General features: G+C 70.6%; 15 protein-coding genes. 11 read left to right on the top strand and 4 right to left on the bottom strand.

The window, feature by feature from the left end:
• Positions 1-18 precede the first annotated feature (18 nt).
• Positions 19-1,263 carry an ABC transporter permease gene (locus tag ACWA7K_RS16210; protein WP_456162434.1) on the top strand — a complete coding sequence of 415 codons (1,245 nt, stop codon included), beginning with the start codon at positions 19-21 and terminating at the stop codon, positions 1,261-1,263.
• The gene (locus ACWA7K_RS16205; RefSeq protein WP_456162433.1) at positions 1,260-1,997 is read left to right on the top strand and encodes an ABC transporter ATP-binding protein; all 738 of its coding nucleotides are present in this window, start codon (positions 1,260-1,262) and stop codon (positions 1,995-1,997) included. The genes ACWA7K_RS16210 and ACWA7K_RS16205 overlap by 4 nt, the downstream gene beginning before the upstream one ends.
• 2 nt (positions 1,998-1,999) lie before the next feature.
• Here ACWA7K_RS16205 and ACWA7K_RS16200 read toward each other — a convergent pair whose 3' ends face one another.
• Positions 2,000-3,061 (bottom strand): diacylglycerol/lipid kinase family protein, encoded by a 1,062-nt coding sequence (locus tag ACWA7K_RS16200; protein WP_456162432.1) that lies wholly within the window; start codon positions 3,059-3,061, stop codon positions 2,000-2,002.
• Positions 3,062-3,095: 34 nt separating this feature from the next.
• A complete protein-coding gene (locus tag ACWA7K_RS16195) occupies positions 3,096-3,944 on the bottom strand; it encodes a 3-hydroxybutyryl-CoA dehydrogenase (protein ID WP_456162431.1) in 849 nt (282 codons plus the stop codon).
• Positions 3,945-4,145: 201 nt separating this feature from the next.
• On the opposite strand from ACWA7K_RS16195, the gene ACWA7K_RS16190 reads away from it, so the two are divergent.
• Positions 4,146-7,007 (top strand): valine--tRNA ligase, encoded by a 2,862-nt coding sequence (locus ACWA7K_RS16190; protein WP_456162430.1) that lies wholly within the window; start codon positions 4,146-4,148, stop codon positions 7,005-7,007.
• On the opposite strand, the gene ACWA7K_RS16185 is transcribed toward ACWA7K_RS16190, so the two are convergent.
• Positions 6,973-8,004: an NAD(P)-dependent oxidoreductase gene (locus tag ACWA7K_RS16185; RefSeq protein WP_456162429.1), complete on the bottom strand. Its 1,032-nt coding sequence runs from the start codon at positions 8,002-8,004 to the stop codon at positions 6,973-6,975. The two genes, ACWA7K_RS16190 and ACWA7K_RS16185, sit on opposite strands and share 35 nt — an antisense overlap.
• A 170-nt stretch (positions 8,005-8,174) precedes the next feature.
• Between ACWA7K_RS16185 and galU the strand changes: the two genes are divergently transcribed.
• Positions 8,175-9,041, top strand: a complete 867-nt coding sequence (gene galU, locus ACWA7K_RS16180) for a UTP--glucose-1-phosphate uridylyltransferase GalU (RefSeq protein ID WP_456162428.1) — start codon at positions 8,175-8,177, stop codon at positions 9,039-9,041.
• 56 nt (positions 9,042-9,097) lie between these two features.
• Here the strand turns inward: galU and ACWA7K_RS16175 are convergent, their stop codons facing one another.
• Positions 9,098-9,328 (bottom strand): sulfurtransferase TusA family protein, encoded by a 231-nt coding sequence (locus ACWA7K_RS16175; RefSeq protein ID WP_456162427.1) that lies wholly within the window; start codon positions 9,326-9,328, stop codon positions 9,098-9,100.
• A gap of 172 nt (positions 9,329-9,500) precedes the next feature.
• On the opposite strand from ACWA7K_RS16175, the gene ACWA7K_RS16170 reads away from it, so the two are divergent.
• From ACWA7K_RS16170 to ACWA7K_RS16140, 7 genes are all read left to right on the top strand, one after another.
• Positions 9,501-10,190, top strand: coding sequence for a GntR family transcriptional regulator (locus ACWA7K_RS16170; RefSeq protein ID WP_456162426.1), 690 nt, complete (start codon positions 9,501-9,503; stop codon positions 10,188-10,190).
• Positions 10,191-10,223: 33 nt separating this feature from the next.
• Complete coding sequence (locus ACWA7K_RS16165) at positions 10,224-11,183, top strand: dihydrodipicolinate synthase family protein (protein WP_456162425.1); 960 nt, start codon at positions 10,224-10,226, stop codon at positions 11,181-11,183.
• A gap of 77 nt (positions 11,184-11,260) precedes the next feature.
• Positions 11,261-12,280 carry a sialic acid TRAP transporter substrate-binding protein SiaP gene (locus ACWA7K_RS16160; protein ID WP_456162424.1) on the top strand — a complete coding sequence of 340 codons (1,020 nt, stop codon included), beginning with the start codon at positions 11,261-11,263 and terminating at the stop codon, positions 12,278-12,280.
• A gap of 18 nt (positions 12,281-12,298) precedes the next feature.
• Entirely contained in the window at positions 12,299-12,784 is a 486-nt protein-coding gene (locus ACWA7K_RS16155) for a TRAP transporter small permease (protein ID WP_456162423.1), read from the top strand.
• A 7-nt stretch (positions 12,785-12,791) separates the two neighbouring features.
• A complete protein-coding gene (locus ACWA7K_RS16150) occupies positions 12,792-14,090 on the top strand; it encodes a TRAP transporter large permease (RefSeq protein WP_456162422.1) in 1,299 nt (432 codons plus the stop codon).
• The gene (locus tag ACWA7K_RS16145) at positions 14,090-15,049 is read left to right on the top strand and encodes a ribokinase (RefSeq protein WP_456162421.1); all 960 of its coding nucleotides are present in this window, start codon (positions 14,090-14,092) and stop codon (positions 15,047-15,049) included. Before ACWA7K_RS16150 ends, ACWA7K_RS16145 begins: the two co-directional genes overlap by 1 nt.
• Before the next feature lie 55 nt (positions 15,050-15,104).
• A complete protein-coding gene (locus tag ACWA7K_RS16140; protein ID WP_456162420.1) occupies positions 15,105-15,998 on the top strand; it encodes a dienelactone hydrolase family protein in 894 nt (297 codons plus the stop codon).
• Position 15,999: the final 1 nt, after the last annotated feature.

The following is a 15,999-nucleotide window of genomic DNA, read 5'->3' as shown; positions in this document are numbered from 1 at the left end:
ACGGGGTCGCAGCCGCCCATGGCGATCGCCCTCGACATCGCGCTGGCGCACCTGACGAGCCGGCGCCGCCAGACCCTCGTGTCGCTGACCGGCGTCGTGCTGGGCGTGGCGTTCTTCCTGGCCGTGTCGTCGCTGATGCGCGGCTCGGAGGCCGACTTCCTCAGCCGGCTGGTCGACAACAGCCCGCACATCACCGTCTACGACGAGTACCGCCGCGCGCCGGTGCAGCCGGCCGAGCTGGCCTTTCCGGATGCCGCCGTGACGGTCGCGCACGTCAAGCCGCAGCGCGAGACCCGCGGCATTCGCGGCTGGCGCGAACGGCTGGCGCAGGTCGAGTCGCTGCCGGGCGTGCGGGTCGCGCCGGTGCTGTCGGGCTCGGCGGTGCTGACCTTCGCCGGGCGCCAGCAGGGCGTCGCGCTCAGCGGCGTGGTGCCCGCGCGCATGAAGGAGGTCAGCACGCTGGAGCAGAAGATGCGCCAGGGTTCGATGGATGCCCTGTCGGCCGACTCGAACGGCGTGATCGTCGGCCAGGGCCTGATCGACAAGTTCGGGCTGCGCCTGGGCAGCGCCATCAGCGTGGCCGGTGCCGACGGCCAGGCCCGCACGCTGCGGGTGGTGGGCATCTTCCGCACCGGCAATGCCGGCTACGACGAGGGCCAGGCCTTCGTGCTGCTCAAGCGCGCGCAGAGCCTGCTGGGGCGCGAGAACCGGGTCAACCGCTTCGTGATCCAGCTCGACGACGCCTACCGCGCCCGCGACGTCGCCCTCGCGATCGAGGCGGCCACCGGCTACACGAGCGTCTCGTGGATCGAGGCCTCCGAGGACTTCCTGAGCCTGCTGCTGGTGCGCAACCTGATCATGTACAGCGTGGTCGCCGCGATCCTGGTGGTGGCGTCCTTCGGCATCTACAACACCATCTCGACCATCGTGATGGAGAAGACACGCGACATCGCGATCATGAAGTCGATGGGCTTCCACGCCCGCGACATCCGCCGCATCTTCCTGCTCGAAGGCGCGATCGTCGGCCTGCTCGGCAGTGCCGCCGGCGTGCTGCTGGGCATCGGGCTGATGCGGCTGCTGGGCATCGTCGAGATCAAGCCGCCGGGCGTGCAGGAGACCGTCCACCTGCCGCTGTGGTGGGGCGCCGACCAGTTCCTGCTGGCGGCGGCGTTCGCGCTGGTGTCGTGCGTCGCGGCCTCGTGGCTGCCGGCCAGGCGCGCCGGGCGGGTCCATCCGGTCGACATCCTGCGGGGGGCGGCATGAGCGCCGTGCCCGGCGGCATCGTTGGCGACATCGTCGGCGACCCGACCACCGCCGCCATCGCCGCCCAGGGCCTGCACAAGCGGCTGGACGGCGAGGTGCCGGTCACGCTGATCGACGGCGTGGACCTGCGCATCGAACGCGGCGAGTTCGTCTGCATCATGGGACCGAGCGGCTCGGGCAAGTCGTCGCTGCTCTACCTGCTGGGGCTGCTGGACGTGCCGAGCGAAGGCCGCATCTGGATCGCCGGTCAGCGCACCGACACGCTCGACGAGGACGCGGTCACCGACCTGCGGCTGGCGCGGCTCGGCTTCGTCTTCCAGTTCCACTTCCTGCTGGCCGAGTTCAGCGCGCTCGACAACGTGCTGCTGCCGATCCGCAAGCTTGGACGGCTGCGTGACGAGGTGGCCGTCGAACGCGGCCTGTCGCTGCTCGACCGCTTCGGGCTGAAGGCCCATGCGCACAAGCATCCGAGCCAGCTGTCGGGCGGTCAGCGCCAGCGCGTGGCGATTGCCCGGGCGCTGGCCAACGACCCGCTGGTGATCCTGGCCGACGAGCCGACCGGCAACCTCGATTCGGCCGCCAGCGCCAACGTGCGCGACCTGCTGCGCGAGCTGACGCGCGAGATGGGCAAGACGGTGGTGGCGGTGACGCACGAGAGCCGCTTCGCGTCGGTGGCCGATCGCCGCATCGGCATCGTCGACGGCCGCATCGACCTGGACTGGCGTCCGACCTGAACTCAGGTGCGGGCCTCGTCCTCGGCCAGCGGCATCGGGTAGGTCGACGGCGGCGGTTCGGGCACCGGGGCGGGCGTGGCAACCGGCTCCAGCGGCAGGCCATGGCCGAGCGGGCGCTGGCGCGATCCGTCGGTGCCACGTTCGGCGGTCGGCGCGCCGAGCATGTGGGCGCCGACCAGGTGCAGCGCACGGGGCAGCACGCGCACGCTGAAGCGGGTGGCGGGCGGCTGAGGCTCGCCGTCGATCGTGATGGGCAGCGGCTCGGCCGCGTCGACCAGCAGCTTGCGGGTGTTGTGCAGGCTGACCAGCGGCGGCCGGACGTGCTGGCCGCGCCGCATGCGCCACAGCACGCCCGGGCCGGCCTCGGCCAGCACGAGGGTGTCGAGCCGGTGGTCGTCCAGCCGCGCGTGCGGCGCCGGCTCCAGGCCGCCCAGCGCACCGGAGGCGTTGCAGGCCGACACGCTCCAGGCCGGACCGTCGTGTTCGAGCTGGCCGTTGACCCAGATCTTCAGCGCCTGCGGCTGGCTGGTCGCGCGCGCGGCCAGTCCGCTGCCGAGCTGGCGCACGGCCAGCGGCCACCAGCGCGGCAGGCGGCTGGCCAGCAGGTCGTGCCGGGCGGCCAGGCCGGCGCTCAGGCGACCGACGAAATGGCGCGTGTCGGACTCGGTCTCGTACTGGCCCAGGTCGACCGCAGCGGTTGGCGCGTACAGCGCATAGGGCAGGGCCTCGCGCCAGGTCAGGCCGGCGACGCCGAGGGCGCGGGCGATGTCGTTGTGGCGCCCGGCGGCGATCAGCCCGACGCGGTGGCCGCAGCGCATCAGCGCGGGCAGCATGCGCTGCAAGGTGCCGTCGCCGCCGACCAGCACGACACGCGTGCGCACCGCCAGGATCGCCAGCGTGGCCAGCGCCGCATCGGGGCTGTCGGGCACCAGCAGCGCGACACCCGGCGCGTGCTTCGCGAGCCACGACTCGATCGGCCGGCGCAGCGCCAGTGCCTGCCCGCCATCGGCATGGCGGTTGAGCATCACGACGCCCGCAGGCTGGCTCGACGGAGGGACGGACATCGCTGGCGGCGCGCGTGGCGGCGAGGTCGTGCGGTCAGTAGGTGTAGACGCCGCGACCGGTCTTGCGGCCCAGCCAGCCGGCCGCGACCATCTCCTTGAGCAGGGGGGCGGGGCGGTACTTGCTGTCGTTGTATTCGGCCATGTAGACGTTCATGACGGCCAGGCAGACGTCCAGCCCGATCATGTCGGCGAGGGCCAGCGGGCCGATCGGCTGGTTGGTGCCGAGCTTCATGCCCGCGTCGATGTCCTCGGCCGTGGCGATGCCCTCGGCCAGCACGAAGAAGGCCTCGTTGATCATCGGCACCAGGATGCGGTTGACGACGAAGCCCGGCGCGTTCTTCACGGTGACCGGCGTCTTGCCCAGGCGTTCGGCCAGCGCCTTGACGGCGGCGTGCGTGGCGTCGCTGGTCTGCAGGCCGCGGATGATCTCGACCAGCGCCATCAGCGGCACCGGGTTGAAGAAGTGCATGCCGATGAAGCGGTCGGCGCGCTGCGTCGCGGCGGCCAGCTTGGTGATCGAGATCGAGCTGGTGTTGCTGGCCACGATCACCTCGGGCGCCAGCAGGCCGTCGAGCTGCTGCAGGATCCTGACCTTCAGCGCCTCGTTCTCGGTCGCGGCCTCGATGACGATCTGCGCGCCGGCCAGCGCGGCATGGTCGGTGGACGTGGTGATCAGCGCCAGCGCCGCATCCTTCTGCGCGGCGGTCAGCTTGTCCTTCTTGATCAGGCGGTCGAGGCTGCCGGCGATGGTCGCGACGCCCTTGGCCAGCGCGGCCTCGGCGACGTCGATCATGACCACGTTCAGGCCGACCACCGCGCAGGCCTGCGCGATGCCGTTGCCCATCGTGCCGGCGCCGATGATGCCGACGGTCTGGATGCTCATGGGAATGCTCCGTGGGAAGGGGGGTACAGGCGGGTTGCGCCGCATTCTGCCGCCCGGACCTGCCGGCCGTGACGGTGCTGGCGGGCGGGTCGCGCGCCACTCCATAAAATCCGCCCCTCCGATCCTGCGGCCCGGCCGCGAGTGTGGTGACCCCACCACTCGCCGCCGTCGAACGGCCCGAGCCGCCACCCCAGAAGAGCCATGAGCGACGCCCTGACCAAATCCTTTGAACCCGCCCCGATCGAAGCCAAGTGGGGCCCGGCCTGGGAGGCCAGCGGCGCCTACGCACCGACGCTCGACGCGTCGCGCCCGAGCTTCTCGATCCAGCTGCCGCCGCCCAACGTGACCGGCACGCTGCACATGGGCCACGCGTTCAACCAGACCATCATGGACGCGCTGACCCGCTACCACCGCATGCGCGGCCACAACACGCTGTGGGTGCCGGGCACCGACCACGCCGGCATCGCCACGCAGATCGTGGTGGAGCGCCAGCTGCAGGGCCAGGGCATCAGCCGCCACGACCTCGGCCGCAAGAACTTCGTCGCCCGGGTCTGGGAATGGAAGGAGCAGAGCGGCTCGACCATCACGCGCCAGATGCGCCGCATGGGCGACAGCGTGAGCTGGGCGCATGAGTACTTCACGATGGACGAGAAGCTGTCGAAGGTCGTCACCGAGACCTTCGTGCGGCTGCACGAGGAAGGCCTGATCTACCGCGGCAAGCGGCTGGTCAGCTGGGACCCGATCCTGAAGTCGGCCGTCTCCGACCTGGAGGTCGAGAGCGAGGAGGAGGACGGCTCGCTGTGGCACATCCGCTACCCGGTCGACGGCAGCGACGAGTCGCTGGTCGTGGCCACCACGCGGCCTGAGACGATGCTCGGCGACACCGCCGTGATGGTGCATCCCGAGGACGAGCGTTATGCCCACCTGATCGGCCGTTCGGTGCGCCTGCCCATCACCGGCCGGCTCGTGCCGGTGATCGCCGACGACTACGTCGACAAGGCCTTCGGCACCGGCGTCGTCAAGGTCACGCCGGCCCATGACACCAACGACTACCAGGTCGGCCTGCGTCACGGCCTGCCGATGATCACGATCTTCTCGCTCGACGCGAAGGTGGTCGACACGATCGACGAGATCCCCGCCGAGCTGCGCGGGCTGGACCGCTTCGTGGCCCGCAAGCAGATCGTCGCGACGCTCGACGCGCAGGGCCTGCTGGTGGAGGTCAAGAAGCACAAGCTGATGGTCCCGCGCTGCGCCCGCACCGGCCAGATCATCGAGCCGATGCTGACCGACCAGTGGTTCGTGGCGATGACCAAGCCGGGCCACAACGGCAAGTCGATCGCCCAGGAAGCGATCGAGGCGGTCGACTCCGGCGACGTCAAGTTCGTGCCCGAGAACTGGGTCAACACCTACAACCAGTGGATGAAGAACATCCAGGACTGGTGCATCAGCCGCCAGCTCTGGTGGGGCCACCAGATCCCGGCGTGGTACGGCAGCGGCGGCGAGCTGTTCGTCGCCCGCAGCGAGGCCGAGGCCCGCGCCAAGGCCGATGCGGCCGGCTATGCCGGCGAGCTGACCCGCGACGAGGACGTGCTCGACACCTGGTACTCGTCCGCGCTGGTGCCCTTCAGCACGCTGGGCTGGCCCGAGCAGACCCTCGAGCAGGACCTGTTCCTGCCCAGCAGCGTGCTGGTGACCGGCTACGACATCATCTTCTTCTGGGTCGCCCGGATGATCATGATGACGAAGCACTTTACCGGCCGCGTGCCGTTCCGCCACGTCTACATCCACGGCCTGGTGCTCGATGCGCAGGGCAAGAAGATGAGCAAGTCCGAAGGCAACGTGCTCGATCCGGTCGACCTGATCGACGGCATCGCCCTGCCCGAGCTGCTCGACAAGCGCACGCAGGGTCTGCGCAAGCCCGAGACCGCGCCGAAGGTCCGCAAGGCCACCGAGAAGGAGTTCCCGGACGGCATCCCGGCCTACGGCGCCGACGCGCTGCGCTTCACCTTCGCGGCGATGGCCAGCCTGGGCCGCAGCGTCAACTTCGACAGCAAGCGCTGCGAGGGCTACCGGAACTTCTGCAACAAGCTCTGGAACGCCACCCGCTTCGTGCTGATGAACACCGAGGGCGAGGACTGCGGCCTGATGCCGCACACCAAGGCCGAGTGCGCGGTCGGCGGCGCGGCCCACGGCTACATGCGCTTCAGCGCGGCCGACCGCTGGATCAGCAGCGAGATCCAGCGTGTCGAGCAGGCCGTCGAACAGGGCTATGCCGACTACCGGCTCGACCAGGTCGCCAACGCCATCTACCAGTGCGTCTGGGACGAGTACTGCGACTGGTATCTCGAGATCGCCAAGGTCCAGATCGCCGAGGCCAAGGCCGCCGGTGACGAGGCCAGCGCGCGCGCCACGCGGCGCACGCTGATCCGGGTGCTCGAGACCATCCTGCGCCTGCTGCACCCGATCACGCCCTTCATCACCGCCGAGCTGTGGGAGGTGGTCGCGCCGGTGGCCGGCCGCAAGCAGCCGGGCTCGACCGACGGCATCGTCACGGCGGCCTACCCGAAGGCCGAGCCCGACCGCATCGACCCGGCGGCCGATGCGTGGGTGGCTCAGCTCAAGAGCCTGGTCGGCGCCTGCCGCGCGCTGCGCAGCGAGATGGGCCTGTCACCGGCCGAACGCGTGCCGCTGATGACGCTGGGCGACGCCGCCTTCATCGACGTGGCCGCGCCGCTGCTCAAGGCGCTGGCCAAGGTCAGCGATGTCCAGCGCTTCGACGACGAGGCCGCCTTCGCGGCCGCCACGCAGATGGCGCCGGTGCTGGTGCAGGGCGAGGTGCGGCTGGCGCTGAAGGTCGAGATCGACATCGCCGCCGAACGCGAGCGCCTGGGCAAGGAGATCGCCCGCCTGAGCGGCGAGATCGCCAAGGCCGAGGCCAAGCTGGGCAACGAGAGCTTCGTCGCGCGCGCCCCGGCCGCCGTGGTCGCGCAGGAACGTCAGCGCATGGCCGACTTCGGCGCCACGCTGGTCAAGCTGCGAGATCAGCTGGCGCGGATGGCCTGAAGCCCGGCGCCGGCGTGGCCGTGTGGGCATCCACACCGGCCGCGCGCCGGGCCGAATCGGCCGCTGCGGAGCTGCGGCGCGTGCCCGGGCGCGGGGCCTGGGGCGCCGTGCGCAGCACCTCGTCGACCTGCTTGGCGACCCCCCAGGCGCTGCGCACCCGGGCTTCGCGCGTGTAGGCCGCCAGGCGCGGCGTGGCCAGCAGGCCGCGGGCGCCGGCCAGCGGCTGGCCGGGTTCGAGCGCGACCGGGTTGATGTTGTCCATCCAGGCGGCGGTCAGCTGGCCGCTGCCCAGTGCCTGCGCCAGCACGTCCTCGTCGAACAGCTCCAGCGGCGAGACGCTGACCAGCACCTGCCCGGTCTTGGCGCCGCCCAGCGCCCGCTCGCCGAGCAGGCCGCGGTAGCGGCTGAAGTAGGTCATCTGGACGCAGACCGCGTCGCAGACCTCGAACAGCTCGCGCAGCCCCAGCGGCTGGATGCCCCAGCGCGGCCAGTTGCCGTCGCTGGCGTGCAGCGAGGGGTCGTAGCCGACCACCCGGGTGCCCATCGGCTGGACCATCCTGGCGACCGTGCGGGCGGTGGCGTTCATGCCGATCAGGCCGACCGTGCTGGTGCCCAGCTCGCGGCCGGCGACACGGCCCATCTCCTCCGGACTCGGCCGCAGCAGCGCCAGCAGCGCCCCGAGGATGAACTCGGCCTCGGCCGGCGCGGCGGCGTCGATGCAGCGCACCACCTCGACGCCGGCACGGGTGCAGGCGCTCAGGTCGATGTTCTCGTGGCCGCCGACGATGCGCCCGATCACCCGCAGCCGGGGCGACTGCGCCAGCACGCGCTGGTCGATCGACAGGTGCGGTGGCAGCAGCACGCCGCGCGCCTGCGACAGGGCATCCAGGAAGACCCGCCGGTCCTGCGACAGCCGGGGTGCATAGAACAGCTCATGGCGGGCATCGAGCCATTGCAGCACCTCGGCTTCGAGCGGTTCGGCGATCAGCAGGTCCATGCGCGGGGGCGGTCAGGCAGGCAGTATTTGGTGACTTCCGATGGTAGGTAGCAGGAGGCCCGGGAAGTCCCCCTCGAACAGGGGCCGGGGGGTCATGTGTGCATGCCAGAATCATTTCGATTGTCCAGATCCAGACCTCGTCAACCCCCATGAACACCTTCAGGCAGGACATGAAAGTCAACAAGGCGATCTTTCCCGTGGCCGGTCTCGGCACCCGTTTCCTGCCGGCCACCAAGGCCCAGCCGAAGGAGATGCTGCCGGTGGTCGACAAGCCGCTGATCCAGTACGCCGTCGAGGAAGCTTATGCCGCCGGGGTGCGCGAGATGATCTTCGTGACCGGCCGCCACAAGCGTCCGATCGAGGACCACTTCGACATGACCTTCGAGCTGGAAGTGGCGCTGGAGCAGGCCAGCAAGCTCGAACTGCTGGAGGTCGTGCGCAGCGTCAAGCCCAAGGACATGGAATGCATCTACGTGCGCCAGGCTCAGGCGCTGGGCCTGGGCCATGCCGTGCTGTGCGGCCAGCGCCTGGTCGGCAACGAGCCCTTCGCGGTGCTGCTGGCCGACGACCTGATGATCGGCCAGCCGCCGGTGCTGGCGCAGATGGTCGAGCAGTTCAACGAATGGCGCGCCTCGATCCTGGCGGTCCAGGAAGTGCCGGCCGAACACACCAAGCGCTACGGCATCGTGGCCGGCACGCTGGTCAACGACCGGCTGATGGACATCACCAAGATCGTCGAGAAGCCGTCACCCGAGACCGCACCGTCGCGCTGGGGCGTGGCCGGCCGCTACATCCTGACGCCGGGCGTGTTCCACGAGATCGCCACGCAACCGCGCGGCGTGGGCGGCGAGATCCAGCTCACCGACGGCATCGCCGCGCTGCTGCGCCGCGAGAAGGTCTTTGCCTACCGCTACGAGGGCAAGCGCTACGACTGCGGCAGCAAGGAAGGCTTCCTGCAGGCCAACGTCGAACTGGCACTGGGCCACCCGGAGGTCGGCGAGAGCTTCCGCAGTTTCCTGCGCGACCTCAAGGTATAGATCAAGCCCCTCGACCGGTTTGGGGCGGCCCGGCGCTCGGCCCGGGCCCTGCGACGTCAGCGGTGCCGCAGCACGTGCAGGAACTCGTTGTTCGGCAGGTTCTCCTGCTCGACCAGCAGGTGACCGGTCTGGCGGGCGAAGGCCTGGAAGTCGCGGACCGAACCCGGGTCGGTCGACAGCACCCTCAGCGTCTCGCCGGCGGCCATGTCGGCCAGGGCCTTCTTGGTCTTGAGGATGGGCAGCGGGCAGGTCAGACCGCGCGTGTCGAGTTCCTTGTGGGCATCCATCAGCAGCTCCTTTGGCGGCGGATTCTAGTCAGCGCCCCCTGAGCGCCTGCCTCGGCACCGCGCCGTGCCGTCCGGGTTTTCTCGCGTGACGGCTGCTGGTTGCTGACTAACATGTCAGTGTGATTCCAGTCCAGCGCCGACCCGCCATGTCGCCCTCCCGCGAGGGCCCGCCATGACGTCCCTGCGCGAGCGCGCCTACGAGAACTTCCAGCAGCAGATCGTCGACGCCAACATCCGCCCGGGCCAGTTCGTGTCGCAGCGCGAGCTGATGCAACTGCTCGACATGCCGCTGGGCGCCGTGCGCGAACTGATCCCGCGGCTGGAGGCCGAAGGCCTGCTGCGCACCGTGCCGCAGCGCGGGCTGCAGATCGTGCAGGCCGACATCACGCTGGTGAACAACGCCTTCGGCCTGCGCCGCCTGATCGAGCTGGAGGCCGCGCGGCGCTACGCCGAGACGGTCTCGGACGCCGAGCTGGACGCGGTCGAGGCGGCCCATCGCGCGATCGTCGAACGCGCCCGCAGCGGGCCGATCGATGACGCGCTGCTCAACGACGCCACCGCCGTCGACTGGGGCCTGCACGACCGCATGGTCGACGCGCTGGGCAATGCGCTGGTCTCGCAGACCTACCGCATCAACAGCCTGCGGGTGCGGCTGATCCGGCTCGAAGGCTCGCTGCTGTCGGCCGACGCGCTGCTGCCGGCGATGGAAGAGCACCTCTGGTTCATCGACGCCCTGCGCCGCCGCGACGCCGCTGCCGTGCTGGCGCGGCTGGGCCATCACATCGACAGCGCCCACCGGCGCGTGCTGGGCCTGGCCCGGCCGCCCTTGCCGATCGACGGATCGACCGAGCCCTCGGCCTGAGCCCGCCTCTCCACCTCTCCAAGGACCCCTCCCATGACCACGCCCACCGTCGACCGCCTGCCCGGCATCTGGCCGGCCATGCTGACGCCGCTGAAGCCCGACGGCTCGATCGACCACGACCGCTTCGTGCGCCACGGCCGGGCATTGCTGGACGCCGGCTGCGGCGGTCTGACGCCGTTTGGCACGACCGGTGAAGGCCCGTCCTTCAGCGTCGCCGAACGCATCGCGGCGGTCGATGCGCTGGTGGCCGGCGGCATCCCGGCTGCGCGCCTGCTGGTGTCGACCAGCGCCTGCGCGCTGACCGACCTGGTCGCGCTGACCACCCACGCCACCCGCATCGGCGCCTGGGGCACGATGCTGATGCCGCCGTTCTTCTTCAAGGGCATGTCCGACGCGGGCGTGGTGTCGGTCTACGAACAGGTCATCGCGCAGGCTCGGGCGGTTCACGCCGGGCTGGATGCCACATCGGACACGGCGCAGCCGCTGCGCCTGATGCTCTATCACATCCCCCAGGTCGCCGGCATCGGGCTGACACATGGCGTGATCCGCACCCTGCTGGCGCGCCACGCCGACATCATCGTGGGCGTCAAGGACAGCCAGTGCCAGCTGGCTCATTCGCTGAGCCTGCTGGAGGCCTTCGGGCCGCAGCTGATGGTCCACGTGGGCAACGAGCCCGACCTGCCCGAGCTGGGCCGGCGCGGCAGCACGGGCGCCGTCAGCGGGCTGGCCAACTTCATCCCGCGCACGGTGCACCGGCTGGTTCGCCAGCCGGATGCGGCGACCACGCCGGACGACCTCGCCTTCGTCCAGGCGCTGCTCGGCGCACTCGGCGGCTATGCGCTGGTGCCGGCCTTCAAGGGCATCCTGGCCTTGCGCGACAACGACCTCGGCTGGCTGCCGGTGCGCGCGCCGCTGCAGGCGCTGACGCCCGAGGACCTGCCGCGCCTGCAGGCCGCGCTGGCAGCGGTCGGACATCCGCAGCGACCCGATTGACGGCCCGGCGCTGGCCGACGACAAAGCGCACCTCCAGCCGCACGCGGCTTGAACCCGATCCAACGAGGAGACCCACCATGACGACCACCACCTCGCTGCGCCGCCGCAGCCTCTCGACCCTTGCCGCCGCCGCCGTGATCGGCCTGGGCACGCTGCTGAGCCCGCTGGCCCAGGCCCAGTCCAAGGTGCTGCTGCGCATCTCGACGCCGGCCGTGCCGGACGACTGGCACGGCAAGATGTGGACGGTCTTCAAGGACACGCTCGACAAGTCCGCGCCGGGCGAGTTCGACGTCCAGATCAACCTCAACGCGACACTGTTCAAGCAGGGCACCGAGCCGGCGGCCATGGCGCGCGGCAATCTGGAGCTGTCGTCGATCTCGGCCTTCGACATCGCCAAGCAGGTGCCGGAGTTCAGCATCTTCACCGCCGGCTACGTGATCCGCGACCCGCAGCACCAGGCCAAGGTCTTCGCCGGTCCGGTCGGCCAGGAGCTGTTCAAGCTCGCGACCGAGAAGATGGACGTCACGCTGCTGACCCCCATCTACCTCGGCACCCGCCAGGTCAACCTGCGCGACGTGCGTGACGTCAAGACGCCGGCCGACCTGAAGGGCGTCAAGCTGCGCATGCCCGGCAGCAAGGAGTGGCTGTTCCTCGGCGAGGCGCTCGGCGCGACCGCCACGCCGCTGGCCTTCGGCGAGGTCTACCTGGGCCTGAAGACCGGCACGATCGACGGCCAGGACAACCCGCTGCCGACCGTGCGCGCGGCCAAGTTCTACGAGGTCACCAAGCAGCTCGTGCTGACCAGCCACCTGGTCGACGGCATCTTCATCGCGATCTCCGACAAGGCCTGGAAGGCGATGACGCCGGCCCAGCAGCAGAAGGTGCAGGCCGCAGCCAACGCGGCGGCCGCGTTCAACAACGAGAACCGCATCAAGGAGGAGGCCGCCATCATCGACTTCTTCAAGCAGCAGGGCCTGACCGTGACGACGCCGGACGTCGAGGCCTTCCGCCGCCAGGTGCAGGCCGCCTACGCCACCAGCGAGATGGCCAAGAGCTGGCCCAAGGGCATGCTCGAACGCATCAACGCGACCAAGTAAGCCGCCGGACGCCGCACGATGCGCACCCTGCCGAAGCGACTGGCCGATGGCGTCGCCATTGCCCTGTTCACCGCGCTGTTCCTGGTCTTCATCGTCCAGGTCGTGGCGCGGTTCGTCTTCCACAAGCCGCTGCCGTGGACCGACGAGGTCGCGGTGATGCTGTACGTCTGGGTGATCCTGTGGTGCGCGGCCGTGGTCGTGCCCGAACGCGAGCACGTCATGTTCGACCTGGTCTGGAACGCGGTCGGACGCCGCACGCGCCAGGTCCTGCGCATCGTCGGCCACGGCCTGCTGGGCGCCCTGTGCGCCTGGGCCCTGCCGGCCACGTGGGACTACGTCCACTTCATGGCCCGTGAAGGCACGCCGGTGCTGGGCGTGCCCTTCATGCTGGTGTTCGCGCCGTTCGTGCTGCTGATGGTCGCGCTGATCGTGCGCAGCACGATCGCCGTCGTGCGGGCGTGGCGCGGGCTGGACCTCGACGACGCTGCCATTCCCTCCGCCTGAGGACGACATGAACCTTGCCCTTCTCGCCCTCGGCGGCGTGCTGCTCGGCGGCATGCTGATGCGCCTGCCGATCGGCTTCGCGATGATCGCCTCGGGCATCGCCTACCTGAGCGTCAAGCAGCAGGACCTCGGACTGGTCGCCGAGCAGATCGGCAACGGCCTCTACAACAGCTATGTGCTGCTGGCCGTGCCGATGTTCGTGCTGGCCGCCAACCTGATGAACGCCGGCACCGTCAGCGAACGGCTGTTCGACTTCTGCCGCATCCTGGTCGGCCGCATGCGCGGCGGTCTCGCGCAGGTCGACATCCTCGTCAGCGTGATCTTCTCGGGCATGAGCGGCAGCGCCATCGCCGATGCGGCCGGGCCGGGCCTGGTGACGATCCGCCAGATGCTCAGGAAGCCCGAATACAGCCGCGGCTTCGCGGGTGCGGTGGTGGTGGCCAGCGCGACGCTCGGACCCATCATCCCGCCGTCGATCCCGATGGTGATCTACGGCCTGGTGTCGGGCGCCTCGGTCGGCGCGCTGTTCCTGGGCGGCGTGCTGCCCGGCGTGCTGATGGCGCTGTCGATGATGGCCGTCGTCCACGTCATCGCCGTGCGGCGCGACATGCCGCGCGAGGCCCCGGTGCCGTGGTCCGAATGGCCGGCGGTGATCTTCCGCGGCGCCCTGCCGCTGTCGATGCCGGTGGTGCTGCTGGGCGGCATCTACTCGGGTGCCTTCACGCCGACCGAGGCGGCGGCCGTCGCGGCCTGCCATGCGCTGATCCTGTCGACCGTCATCTACCGCGCGCTGAACCTGCGTCAGCTGGCCGGCGTGTTGCTGGAGTCGGCCCGTTCGAGCGCGGTCATCACGATGATCCTCGCCGGCTCCTTCCTGCTGAACTACGCCTTCACCGCCGAAGGCGTGCCGCAGGCGATGGCGCAGTGGGTCGACGCGATGCAGCTGGGCCGCGTGCCCTTCCTGCTGCTGGTCAACGTGATGTTCCTCGTGCTGGGCTGCTTCCTGGACGTCTCGGTGCTGCTGCTGGTGTTCGTGCCGATGCTGCTGCCGGCGGTCAACGCGCTGGGCATCGACCTGGTCCACTTCGGCGTGCTGGTGGTGCTGAACATGATGATCGGCATGATCCACCCGCCCTTCGGCATGCTGCTGTTCGTCACCAAGGCGCTGACCGGCATCCCCATCGGCGAAATGATGAAGGAGGGCTGGCCCTTCATCGTCATGCTGCTGCTGTTGCTGCTGGCGCTGACGCTGTTCCCGCAGCTCGTGCTGTGGCTGCCGCAGACGATGGGCTACGGGGTCAAGTGATGAGCCAGCCGATGAACGACGCGATGAACGACACCGGCACCCTCGCGGCCGACGTGGTCTGCCTGGCCAGCTGGAACGCCGACCTGGTCTCGCGCGTGCCCCGTCCGCTGGCCCGTGGCGAGACGCTGATGGCCAGCGCCTTCGAGGTCAGCCCGGGCGGCAAGGGCAGCAATGCCTCGGTCGCGGCGGCGCGACAGGGTGCCCGCGTGGCGGTGCTGGCGCGCATTGGCGCCGACGACTTCGGCCGCATGGCGCTGGACCTGTGGCAACGCGAGGGCATCGCCACGCGCCATGTCGAGGTGGTCGACGGCGAGCGCAGCGGCGTCGCGCAGATCTGGGTCTACGACGGCGGCGACAACAGCATCGCGGTCTACCCTGGCGCCGGTGCCGGGCTGGGGCCGCGCCATGTCGAGGCGGCCGCCACGACGATCGCGGCGGCCCGTGTCGTGATGGCGCCGTGCGAGGTGCCGATCGAGGCGACCGAGGCGGCCTTCGCGCTGGCCCGTCGCCACGGCGTCACCACCGTGCTGAACCCGGCGCCGGCCCGGCCCCTGCCGGACCGCCTGGTGGCCCTGTGCGACCTGATGACGCCCAACGAGGGCGAGCTGCTGGCGCTGGCCGGCCTGGGCGACGACGCGCCGCTGGAGGCCGCCGCGCAGCAGCTGCTCGGGCGCGGTGCCGGCGCGGTCATGGTGACCTGTGGAGCCGATGGCGTGCGGCTGTTCCGGCCCGGCCAGGCGCCGCTGCACGAGCCCGGCTGGTCGGTCGAGGTGCTCGACACCATCGGCGCGGGCGACACCTGCACCGGCGCGCTGGCGGCGGCACTGGCTCGCGGACTGAGCCTGCCCGAGGCGATGCGGCAGGCCAACGCGGCGGCGGCGCTGGCCGTCACCGGACGCGGCGCGATCGACGCGATGCCCGATCGCGACGGGGTTGCCGCGCTGCTGGCAAGGCGTTGACGGGTGCCTAGAATCGCCGGCTTTCCCTGACGCGACGTCAGGCCGGGAGAGCCAGATGACCGAACACGCCACCCTTCCTGACACCGCCGTCGACCCGGCGGGCAGCGACAGCCGCCGCGACTTCCTGCGCACGGCCATCGGCACCGGCTTCGCGGCGGCCGTGCTGCCGGTGACGGCGCAGACCGAGGTCCGCACCGACAGCGTCGGGCTGGAGGTCGGCGAGGTCATGATCGACGTGGGCGGCTTCCCGCTGCCGGCCTACCGCGCCGCACCGGCCGGCAAGACCGGCCTGCCGGTGATCCTGGTGGTCAGCGAGATCTTCGGCGTGCACGAGCACATCGCCGACGTGGCGCGGCGCTTCGCCAAGCTGGGCTATCTGGCGATCGCGCCCGAGCTGTTCGTGCGCCAGGGCGATCCGTCGTCGTACGGCGAGATCGAGAAGCTGATGGCCGAGGTGATCCGCCTGACGCCCGATGCGCAGGTCATGGCCGATCTGGACGCCTGCGTGGCCTGGGCCGCGCGTCAGGGCGGCGACACGCGGCGGCTGGGTGTCACCGGCTTCTGCTGGGGCGGCCGCATCACCTGGCTCTATGCCGCGCACAACCCGGCGGTGAAGGCGGGGGTGGCCTGGTATGGCCGGCTGACCGGGCCGGTCACGCCGCAGAACCCGCGTCATCCGGTGGACATCGCCGCCGAGCTGAAGGCGCCGGTGCTGGGCCTGTATGGCGGTCAGGACGGCGGCATCCCGCTGACGGCGGTCGAGCAGATGAAGGCCGCGCTGACGGCCGCTTCGGCTCGGGCGCCGGCCGCGCAGGCCTCGCAGTTCGTCGTCTACCCGGAGGCGCCGCATGCCTTCCACGCCGACTACCGCCCGAGCTACCGCCAGGCCGACGCGCAGGACGGCTGGCGCCGCTGCGTCGACTGGCTCGGCCGCCACGGCATCGCCTGAG

Source organism: Leptothrix mechoopdaensis (SeqCode), assembly GCF_053893855.1.
This window is presented reverse-complemented; position numbering and strand designations above follow the sequence as displayed.

Excerpts from the sequence above, each read along its gene's own strand:
- ACWA7K_RS16210 (WP_456162434.1), top strand. The coding sequence starts at position 19 with ATGGCGATCGCCCTCGACATCGCGCTGGCGCACCTGACGAGCCGGCGC.
- ACWA7K_RS16205 (WP_456162433.1), top strand. The coding sequence starts at position 1,260 with ATGAGCGCCGTGCCCGGCGGCATCGTTGGCGACATCGTCGGCGACCCG.
- ACWA7K_RS16200 (WP_456162432.1), bottom strand. The coding sequence starts at position 3,061 with ATGTCCGTCCCTCCGTCGAGCCAGCCTGCGGGCGTCGTGATGCTCAAC.
- ACWA7K_RS16195 (WP_456162431.1), bottom strand. The coding sequence starts at position 3,944 with ATGAGCATCCAGACCGTCGGCATCATCGGCGCCGGCACGATGGGCAAC.
- ACWA7K_RS16190 (WP_456162430.1), top strand. The coding sequence starts at position 4,146 with ATGAGCGACGCCCTGACCAAATCCTTTGAACCCGCCCCGATCGAAGCC.
- ACWA7K_RS16185 (WP_456162429.1), bottom strand. The coding sequence starts at position 8,004 with ATGGACCTGCTGATCGCCGAACCGCTCGAAGCCGAGGTGCTGCAATGG.
- galU (WP_456162428.1), top strand. The coding sequence starts at position 8,175 with ATGAAAGTCAACAAGGCGATCTTTCCCGTGGCCGGTCTCGGCACCCGT.
- ACWA7K_RS16175 (WP_456162427.1), bottom strand. The coding sequence starts at position 9,328 with ATGGATGCCCACAAGGAACTCGACACGCGCGGTCTGACCTGCCCGCTG.
- ACWA7K_RS16170 (WP_456162426.1), top strand. The coding sequence starts at position 9,501 with ATGACGTCCCTGCGCGAGCGCGCCTACGAGAACTTCCAGCAGCAGATC.
- ACWA7K_RS16165 (WP_456162425.1), top strand. The coding sequence starts at position 10,224 with ATGACCACGCCCACCGTCGACCGCCTGCCCGGCATCTGGCCGGCCATG.
- ACWA7K_RS16160 (WP_456162424.1), top strand. The coding sequence starts at position 11,261 with ATGACGACCACCACCTCGCTGCGCCGCCGCAGCCTCTCGACCCTTGCC.
- ACWA7K_RS16155 (WP_456162423.1), top strand. The coding sequence starts at position 12,299 with ATGCGCACCCTGCCGAAGCGACTGGCCGATGGCGTCGCCATTGCCCTG.
- ACWA7K_RS16150 (WP_456162422.1), top strand. The coding sequence starts at position 12,792 with ATGAACCTTGCCCTTCTCGCCCTCGGCGGCGTGCTGCTCGGCGGCATG.
- ACWA7K_RS16145 (WP_456162421.1), top strand. The coding sequence starts at position 14,090 with ATGAGCCAGCCGATGAACGACGCGATGAACGACACCGGCACCCTCGCG.
- ACWA7K_RS16140 (WP_456162420.1), top strand. The coding sequence starts at position 15,105 with ATGACCGAACACGCCACCCTTCCTGACACCGCCGTCGACCCGGCGGGC.